This window comes from Granulicella pectinivorans (genome assembly GCF_900114625.1).
Lineage (GTDB): Bacteria > Acidobacteriota > Terriglobia > Terriglobales > Acidobacteriaceae > Edaphobacter > Edaphobacter pectinivorans.
On record NZ_FOZL01000002.1, the window covers coordinates 564,728 to 575,833 of the forward strand.

General features: G+C 60.3%; 12 protein-coding genes and 1 pseudogene. 9 read left to right on the top strand and 4 right to left on the bottom strand.

All coding sequences use genetic code 11. The features are described from left to right. Positions 1-279: 279 nt before the first annotated feature. Positions 280-555, bottom strand: coding sequence for a hypothetical protein (locus tag BM400_RS20195; RefSeq protein ID WP_089843304.1), 276 nt, complete (start codon positions 553-555; stop codon positions 280-282). A gap of 298 nt (positions 556-853) precedes the next feature. Here BM400_RS20195 and BM400_RS20200 point away from each other — a divergent pair, with 298 nt between their 5' ends. From BM400_RS20200 to BM400_RS22215, 9 genes and pseudogenes are all read left to right on the top strand, one after another. Further along, complete coding sequence (locus BM400_RS20200) at positions 854-1,234, top strand: HesB/IscA family protein (protein ID WP_089843307.1); 381 nt, start codon at positions 854-856, stop codon at positions 1,232-1,234. A gap of 258 nt (positions 1,235-1,492) precedes the next feature. After that, the gene (locus tag BM400_RS20205) at positions 1,493-2,692 is read left to right on the top strand and encodes a type II secretion system F family protein (RefSeq protein WP_089843310.1); all 1,200 of its coding nucleotides are present in this window, start codon (positions 1,493-1,495) and stop codon (positions 2,690-2,692) included. Positions 2,693-2,740: 48 nt separating this feature from the next. Then, positions 2,741-3,283 (top strand): annotated as a pseudogene (locus BM400_RS22310) (BrnT family toxin); the annotation flags it as partial. Positions 3,284-3,507: 224 nt separating this feature from the next. Further along, complete coding sequence (locus BM400_RS20220) at positions 3,508-5,136, top strand: GspE/PulE family protein (protein ID WP_089843313.1); 1,629 nt, start codon at positions 3,508-3,510, stop codon at positions 5,134-5,136. A 326-nt stretch (positions 5,137-5,462) separates the two neighbouring features. Next, positions 5,463-6,467 carry a type IV pilus biogenesis protein PilM gene (locus tag BM400_RS20225; RefSeq protein ID WP_245782089.1) on the top strand — a complete coding sequence of 335 codons (1,005 nt, stop codon included), beginning with the start codon at positions 5,463-5,465 and terminating at the stop codon, positions 6,465-6,467. Beyond that, positions 6,467-7,150, top strand: a complete 684-nt coding sequence (locus BM400_RS20230; protein ID WP_089843318.1) for a fimbrial assembly protein — start codon at positions 6,467-6,469, stop codon at positions 7,148-7,150. Before BM400_RS20225 ends, BM400_RS20230 begins: the two co-directional genes overlap by 1 nt. Continuing rightward, positions 7,147-7,824, top strand: a complete 678-nt coding sequence (locus BM400_RS20235) for a hypothetical protein (RefSeq protein WP_175529167.1) — start codon at positions 7,147-7,149, stop codon at positions 7,822-7,824. The genes BM400_RS20230 and BM400_RS20235 overlap by 4 nt, the downstream gene beginning before the upstream one ends. Next, positions 7,821-8,477 (top strand): hypothetical protein, encoded by a 657-nt coding sequence (locus BM400_RS20240; protein WP_089843321.1) that lies wholly within the window; start codon positions 7,821-7,823, stop codon positions 8,475-8,477. Before BM400_RS20235 ends, BM400_RS20240 begins: the two co-directional genes overlap by 4 nt. Continuing rightward, positions 8,474-9,340 carry a type II secretion system protein gene (locus BM400_RS22215; protein WP_175529168.1) on the top strand — a complete coding sequence of 289 codons (867 nt, stop codon included), beginning with the start codon at positions 8,474-8,476 and terminating at the stop codon, positions 9,338-9,340. Before BM400_RS20240 ends, BM400_RS22215 begins: the two co-directional genes overlap by 4 nt. A 114-nt stretch (positions 9,341-9,454) precedes the next feature. Here BM400_RS22215 and msrA read toward each other — a convergent pair whose 3' ends face one another. The 3 genes from msrA to BM400_RS21815 form a co-directional block, all read right to left on the bottom strand. Next, positions 9,455-9,970: a peptide-methionine (S)-S-oxide reductase MsrA gene (msrA, locus tag BM400_RS20250; protein ID WP_089843326.1), complete on the bottom strand. Its 516-nt coding sequence runs from the start codon at positions 9,968-9,970 to the stop codon at positions 9,455-9,457. A 141-nt stretch (positions 9,971-10,111) separates the two neighbouring features. After that, positions 10,112-10,315 (bottom strand): hypothetical protein, encoded by a 204-nt coding sequence (locus BM400_RS21810; protein WP_141224023.1) that lies wholly within the window; start codon positions 10,313-10,315, stop codon positions 10,112-10,114. A gap of 238 nt (positions 10,316-10,553) precedes the next feature. Next, on the bottom strand, positions 10,554-11,105 hold the full coding sequence (locus BM400_RS21815; RefSeq protein ID WP_141224024.1) for a hypothetical protein: 552 nt from the start codon (positions 11,103-11,105) through the stop codon (positions 10,554-10,556). Position 11,106: the final 1 nt, after the last annotated feature.

An 11,106-nucleotide genomic window follows, 5' to 3' on the forward strand; every position in this document is an offset into this window, starting at 1 on the left:
GCCCAGCTTTGGCTGCGCGAGAAGCGAGTCAAGGTGGAGCGGGTGGATCATACGCCGCGATTCGAGCGGTTTGCACGGAATTTCTTGAGAAAATGGCGGATTTTTTTGTGGGGTCTGTCTGGGAATGAAAACCCCATCCTTGTCAGGGGATGGGGTGCCTCGGGGGAGGAGTTTGGCAGGTTCGGTGGGCGGGGGACCGATGCTGGAGCGGAGAGCCGGTACGTGGGGCTGAAGCCTCACTTTTCTACAACGGCAAAAGCGGTTTTGCTATGCCATCGTTCAGGACTGGAGGTAGACCCAGGCCTGCCAGGTGTACATGGCGACGAGCAGGGTTCCGAGGAGCACGGAGGCCCCGCCGAAGACGCGCAGCATGGGTTCGGCGCGCTGGACGTTGCGGACCAGCTTCTGCTGGAAGACTTCGCGGTCGCGGTCGTGGCCGCTGAGGAAGAGCTGGTCGTCTTCATAGCGGGTGAGGGTGGCGGTGTAGGCCAGAAGGGCAAGGAAGCCGACGGTGAGGACTCCCCATAGAGTGAGCATCGCTGCTTCAGCGGTCATGATCGTATTCCTCCGAAAAGTGCAACAATTGTGTGGTGCGAGCCCGGGAAGGTGCCACCAATCTGGTTACGCGGGTAACAATTGGATTGGTTACGGGTTGATCGTATCCCGCGATTTGGCCGATAAGCCTTGGTTTGGCGCAAGCCTGGCACACTTAAGTAATGAACGTGCGACCGTGGGCGGGTGTGCCGCATCTGTATGAGTGGCGATATGCGTTTGGTTTGGTCGGAGTTTGCTCCGGCACGACTGGTGGGCATACACTTACACGTAGTTTGATCTTCGAAGGAGAACGTTCCCCATGGCGACTGCAACCGTAACCCCTGAAGTGGTAAATGCTCCCGCAACCTCGACGACGCCCGTGAGCCTGACTCCGGCTGCGATTGGCAAGGTGCGTGAGATTATGGCGACGCAGGAGCCGATTCCGGCTGGTCTGCGGATTGGCGTAGTGGGCGGCGGATGTTCGGGGTTCCAGTACTCGATGTCGTTTGAGAATGCAGCCGGCATGATGGACAAGGTGCTGAAGTTCGAGGACCTGAAGGTGTTCGTGGACGCGACGTCGGCGATGTACCTGAATGGCTGCGTGGTGGATTACGTCGAGACGCTTGAGGCGGCTGGCTTCAAGTTCGAGAATCCCACGGTGAAGAGCACGTGCGGATGCGGATCTTCGTTCAGCGTCTAAGAGCAGAGTTCAGGTCCTGGAGCCTAAGGCTCCCGAAAAGGAACGGCATAGGCTTCGCCCGATTTTGGGCGGGGCCTTTTGTTTTGCGCGAGGGAGCGCGGATTGGGTGTGTTGCCCGTCTAAAATGGACGGGCTGGCTCTTGTGGATTTCTCTTTCGAGGCTGTGGCGGTTCAGCCCACCTTCGCCGCGATGAAGCCGCTTCGAAGGTGGGGCACGGCTTCCTTACCCGCATTTTTAGATAGGTTCTGAGATTTTTTATGGCTGAGTTTGTCATCAAGCTGGCGGATGAACGGGGTAAGGTGCAGGAGCAGACGCATGCGGCCTCGTCGGCGGAGGAGCTGCGCGCGCGGTTTACGCAGGCTGGGTACTACGTCTACTCGGTGAAGGCGCGCGGCGTGCTGGCTGGGCAGGGGAACCAGAAGAAGGTGAAGCTGGAGAGCTTTCTGGTCTTCAACCAGCAGTTTCTGACGCTGATCCGGGCGGGGCTGCCGATTCTGGGGTCGCTGGAGCTGCTGGCGAAGCGGCAGAAGATTCCGCACTTTCGGGCACAGTTGGAGGATGTGACGGCAAGAGTGAAGACGGGTGAGTCGATCTCGCAGGCGTTCGAGGCGCAGGGCGGGTTTCCGCTGGTGTACACGACGACGCTGCTGGCGGGCGAGCGGTCGGGAAACCTGGAAGAGGTCCTGCAGCGGTTTTTGGACTTTCAGCGGGTTTCGTTGACGTTTTCGAAGAAGCTGAAGGCGAGCCTGGTGTATCCGGCGATTTTGATTGTGATGGTGATCGGGCTGTTTATCTTCCTGATTACGTTTGTGGTGCCTCGGTTTGCAGAGCTGTATTCGCAGTTAGGGACGAAGCTTCCGGGGATTACGGTGTTTCTGCTGGGGCTGGGGGATAACGCGCAGAAGTATGGGTTGTATGTGCTGGCGGTGGTGGCGGCGGCGGTGTTTTTCTTTATCCGTTGGATCAAGACGGAGGCGGGCGCCACACTGGTGGATCGGGTGAGGATTGGGTTGCCGGTGGTGGGCGGGATCTGGCTGAAGTACCAGGTGGGGCTGTTTGCAAGGACGCTGTCGACGCTGCTGAAGGGCGGGTTGCCGCTTGTGCCTTCGCTGGAGACGGCGGCGCGGTCGATCAACAGCAAGCAGATTTCGAACGCGGTGTATCAGTCGGTGGAGACGGTGCGGGAGGGCAAGGGGCTTTCGGCAAGCTTTCAGGCGACGAAGGTGTTTCCGGAGCTGGCGGTCGAGATGGTCGAGGTCGGCGAGTCGACCGGTGCGCTGCCGCAGATGCTGAACTCGGTCGCGGAGTTTTTTGAAGAGGATGTGCAGACGAACCTGACGACTGCGATGAGTCTGATCGAACCGGCGATTCTGGTGGTGATGGGTGTGGTGGTGATCATTATTTTGATCGCGCTTTATCTGCCGATCTTCTCGCTGACCTCGGGGGGGACTACTTAATGGGCGGTAGTAAGCTTGGGGCGTGGAATTTGAAGGGATCCTGAGAAGGCCGAGAGCAATGAACGGAAGCACGGGATTTCGTTTGCGTTCGCTACACTTGTGTTCAACGACCCCAGACACCTGGAAGAGCCGGACGCAACGGTCGATCATGGTGAAGAACGCTGGTTGGCCGTCGGCTATGTTCGAACGTTGGAAATAGCAGTTGTATTCACATTCCGCGAAAAAAGACGCGCATCATTTCTGCGAGAAAGGCGACACCTTATGAGCGAAAAAAATACTGGGATGGTTAGCTTCACCCTTGATCCGATGAACCCGCCAACCCTCACCGCGGAACAGGAAGCGCGTCTGCATGCGATGAACGACAAGGATATCGATCTAAGCGATATTCCGGAGCAGAGTTTAGATCGTGCGATCCGTCCTGGGCTGTGGGGTTTGCCTCTCGACGAGGTACGAAGCAAGGCTTTTCGGGACAAGGTACTTCTGCTGGACGCCGATGTGCTTGAGCTATTTCGCGAGAGTGGCGATGCGTCTCCCAGCAAGATGAATGCGGTGTTGCGAGAGTATGCGGAGACACATCGGAAGAATGCTTGATCTCGTTTTCGATAGGTCTTGAAACCGCAGGCGAGAGGTTTACCGGGCCATGACGATAGTCCAGTATGAAGACTTTCCAAAGCTAAGTGACCAGTTACTCGATGAAGTGGAACAGACCGGTGTCATGGTAGAAGTGATCCGAAATGGAAAGCCGTATGTACGAATGGGGCCTGCGAATGCCAGCTCCTGCGGTGACGGACAGATAGTAAGGGAGTCTTAGAGGTATGGCGACACCGATTGCGGTTCCGATTTTGGAGATGGGCGATGAAGGGGAGCGGGCTCGGGCGCTGGCGCGGCGGTATCACGCGGAGTTCGTGGACCTGAAGAACTTCAAGATTCAGCATGAGCTGTTCAAGAGCGTGCCGGTGGACATGATGTTCCGGTACAACTTCGTTCCGCTGGAGCAGGCGGATGGACGGCTGGCGATTGCGGTTTCGGACCCTTCGAAGCTGATGGTGCTGGACGAGATCTCCGGGCTGCTGGGGCAGAGGCTGGTGACGCGGGTTGCGACGCTGTCGCAGATTACGGACCTGCTGAAGAAGACGGAGCAGTCGCAGCGGGTGCTCGATGAGGCGAGCGAGGGGCTGGCGTTCGATGTGTTGTCGAACGAGGAGAACGCGGAGGAGAACCTCTCGATCCAGAAGCTGACGGCGGATGAGGATATCTCGCCGATCATCCGGCTGGTGGATACGACGATCTTTACGGCGCTGGAGCGGCGCGCCTCGGATATTCACCTGGAGACGTTCGACGACTCGTTGCAGGTGAAGTACCGCATCGACGGTGTGTTGCAACAGGCGATGGCTCCGATTGCGCGGGAGCATCACCAGACGATTCTTTCGCGTATCAAGGTGATGTCGGAGCTGGATATCGCGGAGCGGCGCGTGCCGCAGGATGGACGTTTCCGGGTGCGGTACAAGGGGCGTCTGATCGATTTTCGTGTGTCGATTATGCCTACGGTGCATGGCGAGAATGCGGTGCTTCGTGTGCTCGACAAGGAGTCGATGTCGGAGAAGTTTACGAAGCTTTCGCTGGACGTGGTGGGCTTCGATCCGGAGGATCTGCGGCGGTTTCGGCGGTACATCAAGGAGCCGTACGGGATGGTGCTGGTGACGGGGCCTACCGGTTCGGGTAAGACGACGACGCTGTATGCCGCGCTGAACGAGATCAAGAGCGAGGAAGACAAGATCATCACGATCGAGGACCCGGTCGAGTACCAGATTCGCGGCATTACGCAGATTCCGGTGAACGAGAAGAAGGGGCTTACGTTTGCGCGTGGACTCAGGTCGATTCTGCGCCATGATCCGGACAAGATTCTGGTCGGTGAGATCCGCGATGCGGAGACGGCGCAGATTGCGATCAACTCGGCGCTGACGGGTCACCTGGTGTTTACGACTGTCCACGCGAACAACGTGGTCGATGTGCTGGGACGCTTTCTGAACATGGGCGTGGAGCCTTATAACTTTGTGTCGGCGCTGAACTGCATTCTGGCGCAGCGGCTGGTGCGGCAGGTTTGCGATTTTTGTGCGCGGTTTGTGACGTATACGGATGAGGAACTGGTAGAGAATGGGCTGAATCCGGCCGATTGGGCCGGGTTCCAGTTCCGCGAAGGGCCCGGATGCATGGAGTGCGGCGGGACGGGGTTCCGGGGGCGCTCGGCGATTCATGAGCTGCTGGAGCTGGATGATGAGATTCGCGAGATGCTGCTGGCTAAGAAGCCGGGGAGCGAGATTCGCAAGAAGGCGAAGGAGAAGGGGATGTTGTTCCTGCGGGACTCGGCGTTGCAGCGGGTTCGGGCTGGGATTACGACGTTGAAGGAGATCAATAAGGTCACGTTCATTGAGGCGGGGCGGTAAGGCAGGGAGCAGGGAGTGGCAAGTGCAGGAACAACGGCATGGCAACTGCAGATACCCTTCGGGGATGACAACCAAAGAGGCAATGGCAAGAACAAGAATAAGAACGACGGCAAAGCGAAATGCGGGGGTCTCTCCACTCCGCTTCGCTCCGGTCGAGATGACGAGAGTTTGCGTAGGTTTGGGCACGGCGGAAGTGAAAGGGATTAGGTAGTCTGAACGGAATGGGATTTCTGCCGAAGACATTAGGAACGCGGCCGCGGTTGGCTTGCGAGATACGGCCCGAGGGGGTCGTTGCCGCTCGGTGCGAGGATGGCGCCGTGGGCGTGATGGTCGCGCTCTCGCGTGTGGGGCTGAGCGAAGGGGCGTTTCGGCCGGGGCTGCGGGCGGGCACCGCTGTCGATCGGAGGGCCGTGGTGGAGGCCGTGAGGCAGTCGCTTGAGAAGGTGATGGAGAAGGGACGGGAGACGACGCTGGTGGTGCCGGACGCTTCGGTGCGGGTGTTGCTGCTGGACTTCGATTCCCTGCCCGCGAAGCAGGCGGAGGCTTTGCCGGTGGTGCGTTTCCGGCTGCGAAAGCTGCTTCCTTTCGATTCGGATGAGGCGGCGGTGAGCTATCAGATTATGTCGACCGCGCGTGGGATGGTGCGGGTGATGGCTGTGGCGATGCCGAGCGATGTGCTGGCGGAGTACGAAGGCATTGTGCGGGATGCGGGATTCGAGCCGGGCGCGGTGCTGCCGAGCACGCTCGCGGTACTGGCCGGGCTGGCCGAGAGCGAGACTTCGGCGCTGGTGGTGAATGCCGGGCCGGAAGCGGTGACGACGGCGATTGTGCGTGGGGGGATTCTGATGTTGCACCGGTCGGTGGATATGCGGACCGACATCCATGTGGAGGTGAAGCCGGAGTTTGTGCCGGCGGTGCTGTCGGAGATTCCGTCGGAGCTGCTGGCGAATCCGATGTCGCTGCCCCTGGTGGATGTGGAGGCGAGTGCGGCAGAGTGGGCGATGCAGGAGCCGTTGCCGGAACATCCGGGAGCTTCGGACGCCGCTTTGGAGAGTGTGGACGAGGTGGTTCCGGTGAATCTGCCTCCGGCCGAGATTGTGCAGGCGGTGAGCGTGGCGGCGGCTTATTTTGAGGACACGCTGGAGAGCGCACCGACGGGGATCATGGTGGCGGGCGTGACGAGTTGCCAGGCGCTGACGGCTCTGCTGGGTCATACGTCGCTGGCGGGGCTGAGGGTGAGTGAGATGGTGGAGGCGGCGATGATGCCGGCGAGTACGGCGGCGGTTCCACGGGGCTGGGTGGCAGGCGTTCGGGGGGCGCTGCGAAGCTAATGCAGATCTCAGTCAATCTGGCTACCAAGCCCTTTGTGGAGTTGCGTCCCCTGTTTCTTCGGCTACGGCTGACGATGGGGCTGCTGGCGGTGCTGGCAATCGGGCTGGGGTTCGGGCTTCATTTCCTGAACATCAAGGCCCAGGCGGCGCAGTCGCGCATGGATGACCTGCGCGGCAAGACGCTGGCGTTCCAGCAGGAGAGGCAGAAGAACGAGTCGAGGATGCGGCAGCCGCAGAATATGGCGGTGCTGGCACGGTCTCAGTTCCTGAACGACCTGTTTGCGAAGAAGAGTTTCAGTTGGACCTCCGTGATGATGGACCTGGAGCGGGTGCTGCCGACGGGGCTGCAGGTGACGAGCATCGAACCGGCGATCGCCAAGGATGGCACGGTGTCGATCCGGTTGAAGGTAACCGGGGATCGCGATCGCGCGGTGCAGTTGGTGAGGAACCTGGAGTTGTCGCATCGGTTTGTGGGGTCGGAGCTGAAGGGCGAGCGGCTGAAGGCCTCGACGGCTACCAATGCGCGGGGGATGATCGATCCGAATGCGGCGTCGGGCGTGGAGTTCGATATTGTGAGCGGGTATAACCCGCTGCCGATGCCTGCCGTGGCCGCTGCCGGAGAGACCGAGGCGGTTCCGGCGAGTAAGACGGGCAAGACGACAGCAAAGGTGGTGAAGCCATGAGCGTGACGCTGGAGATGGCGGCGCGGGGGGCTTCCGCGCGGAAGATTGCCGAGCAGGCGCGCAGGGCGGTGACGGTGCTGAACCTGCACTTTGCGGGCGTGGCTTTGCTGGCACTGGTGAATCTTTACCTGATCGTGCATATGGGGCTTTCGTACCAGCAGGCCCATAGCCAGAACGACGATGCGGTGGCGCAGCAGAAGGTGTTGCTGACGACGGCGCAGTTGGGGGCTTTGCCGCTGGAGGGCCTGGATACGAAGCTGATGGAGGCTACGGGCGAGGCCGATACGTTTTACAAGAAGCGGTTGCCTTCGGCGTACTCGCAGATGCTGACGGAGCTGGGTGAGCTTTCGTCGAAGGGTCATGTGAAACTTTCGGGCGTGCAGTATGGGCAGGCTCCGGTGCTGGAGGGGTCGAGCGGCGAGTTGACGCAGGTGATGATGGACGCGAACCTGACGGGCGACTACCGGTCGCTGGTGACGTTTATCAATGCGCTGGAGCGGGACCGGATGTTCTTCCTGGTGAATGCGATTGCGCTGAACGGGGCGCAGAGCGGCACGGTGAACCTGCGGCTGCGGCTGACGACGTATCTGCGACCCAAGAGCCCGGATGAGGCGAAAGAGGCTGTGAAGCAGCAGGCGGCGACCGTGAAGGCCACGACGGGAGGTGCGCGATGAGTGCTTCCAAGACGACAAGCCAACTGAATGCGGAGGACCGGCGGAACAAGCTGATTGCGGTTGCGGCCGGCGTACTGATGCTTGGGGTGTTTTATTACGTGTGGACGGATTCGGGCGCGCCGTCTCCTGCCACTCCGGCCCCGGTTGCGGCGGTTGCTCCGAGCGCTCCGGTGGTGAAGACTGCGGTGGCACCGGGAACCGCGGCTGGCGTTCCGGCGAAGACGATTGGAAGCACAGCCGGAGCGCTGGACCCGACGCTGCATATGCAGGCGATGCTGGTGACCGAAGCGGTAACCTACACGGGGAGCGGACGGAACATCTTCGCGGGACCGGGGCAGGTAGACGACATGGCTCCGATTCCGAAGGTGCTGACGCCGGTCCGAACCGGCCCGGTTGCGGCTGTCGCCCCGGTTTATCACGCGCCGGTGCCGCAGGGTCCGCCGCCGATCGACCTGAAGTTCTTTGGGATGGTGACGAGTTCGAGCGGGAGCAGGCAGGCGATGCTATTGCATGGGGATGACGTGTTCCTGGCGTCGAGGGGCGATATTGTGCAGAGGAAGTATCGCGTGGTCGACATTGGCCCGAACTCGATCCAGGTGGAGGATATGTCGAATAACAACCGGCAGACGCTTCCGCTGCAGGCGACTCCGTGAGGAGCAGGGGCGAGGACGGGTTTGCGCTGATCGTGCTGATCGTGGCGATCTTTGTGCTGCTGCTGTTTCTAAGCGTTGCCGCTCCGCTGGTGGCGCGGGATCTGCAACGGGAGAAGGAGCTGGAGGCCGTCCACCGGGCGAACCAGTATGTGCGTGCGATTCAGCTTTACTATCGCAAGTTCAATCACTATCCGACGTCGGTGGACCAGTTGGAGAAGTCGAACAATATCCGGTTTCTGCGGCGGAAGTATGAGGATCCGCTGACGGGGAAGGCGGACTGGCGGATCATCCACACGGGTGAGAACAAGACGACGGTGAAGGGGCTGTTCGGGCAGCCGCTGGCTGGGATTGGGACTTCGCTGGGTGGGTCGTCGCTGGGTGGATCGCAGACGATTGCGGGGGCGAGCAATCCGGGGGCGTTTGGGTCGACGGGTTCGTCGGGGTCGAGCTTCGGGTCGAGTACATTGGGGGGCGGGTCGCAGACGGTGGGGGGGACTTCGGGAGCTGGGAACAGCGGGATCGGGAGCCAGTCGGCAACGTCGTTTCAGGGCGGCGGTGGGCCGATTATGGGGTTCGGGAGCTCGAAGACGGGCGAATCGATTCTGACGCTGAACGAGCAGACGAACTATGAGGACTGGGAGTTTTTGTACGATCCGCGGATCGAGCAGTTGAAGGCGAAGTCGAGCCTGTTTGGCGGGGGAATTGGTGGATCGGGCGGGAGCGGCGGTGGGCTGGGGAGTGGGTTCAGCACGCCGGGTACAGGCATTGGCGGAGCTACGGGTGGGTTTGGAAGTGGCGGTGGATTTGGATCGGGCGGCGCTACGGGATCGACTGGGGCGACCGGGTCGACGACGCCGCAGTAAGCGTCCCCTGGGACGGGAGAAAACCCGTATCCCAGGGGCTGAAGCCCTGACCTAATTCAGAAGCAAATTCCGTTCGGGCATGACCAACCACAGAGCAAACACAAAGCCTCTTGCTTAGACCTGGACGGTGCGTTTGGGGAGAACCCAGTCGCGGCGGACGAAGTGGCAGGTGTATCCGTTGGGGATGCGTTCGAGGTAGTCCTGGTGCTCGGGTTCGGCCTCCCAGAAGTCGGTGGCAGGGGCGAGTTCAGTGACGACCTTGCCGGGCCAGAGGCCGGAGGCGTTGACGTCGGCGATGGTGTCTGCGGCGACCTGCTTCTGCTCGGGCGTGGTGTAGAAGATGGCGGAGCGGTAGCTGGAGCCGCGGTCGTTGCCCTGGCGGTTGGGGGTGGTGGGGTCGTGGATCTGGAAGAAGAACTCGAGGAGCGTGCGGAAGGAGATCCGGGTGGGGTCGAAGAGGATCTCGATGGCTTCGGCGTGGCCCTCGTGGTTGCGATAGGTGGCGTGGGCGACGTGGCCGCCGGTGTATCCGACGCGGGTGGAGAGGACGCCGGGATAGCGGCGGATGAGGTCCTGCATGCCCCAGAAACAGCCTCCGGCGAGTACGGCGCGTTCAGTCGATGTGGCCATGTTGTTTGCTCCTTCTGGATCAATCGTGTCACGTCGGGAAGACGCAGTACAACTTAGATGTTCTGGCATCGGGTAACGCACCATGTGCTGTGAGCACCACGAGCGAAAGTGGCGAAATTGGCAGACGCACCAGCCCGCGTATCAGCTCCGATGGCGTCTGGTTCCGCCGCTCCGCCAGCGCCTCGAACTCGTGCAGGTCACCTCGTTCAGCTTCGTGCCGACGTGATGCGTCCGGTGCTTCTCGGCCTTGTCCTTCATCGCCAGCAGGTTCGACTCGTTCAAATCGCCATGCGCGGAACCCTCCTCAACAGAGCGCGGATGCAGATGGATTCGCGGTTTCCCCACGGAACCCCTCGTTTTCTCTAACTCCTTCGATGCGAGGACGTTTACCCAGGTGCACCCAGAGGTTTCCCCACAGTTCCCTCGAAGGGGTGGAGTGTCACCATTCATCCGGTGCGCAGCACCGCCCCCGTTCCAGCGACGGTTTCCATGGAAGGCGAGGATGCTCTGCGGCGATCGCAGCGGCTCAGAAGCGGCTCTGCGATGCCTCCGCAGACAGCCAGAAGCACCACAGGCCCCTAGGTCACCTCCGTCCCAGCATTTCCAAGACTTCGGGGAGAAGCTTTTCTTCTCCGCTATAGCGCGTTACAAGTAAATTCTGGGGATTTCGACACCAGACGATGATGACGTTTCGGTCCCTAAGCGATGCTGTCATACATCTTCCCAAGACTGGCTGATATTGATCGGTGTATGTCAACGGCTCTTGAGGCATCTTCTTGGCAACCAGTCGGAACGTCTGTTCAAATTTTGCAATGGAGCGTTGATCGCCAATTTGCTCTTGCTCCGAGAAAGTGACTGAGCCACGCTCTTCTAGAGAACTAATCAGCGTTGGTCTAGGTTGAACTAAGTGGATACCAGTCGTACAACTCGATCCGCTATCTGCAATCCAAGCCGCAGCAGGAACAACCCGGAAGTTATTACATATCCAGGGTTTCTGGTTATGCATCATGTGCCAGATAAACACTTCCTCGGCGGGGAAGAATGCCCCAGCGACAAGGAATAGGAGAATTAAAACGAGACCGCCCCTGAGCAGTTTCGGAGATATTGATGTTCGCAATATGCCGGTATTATTCAAC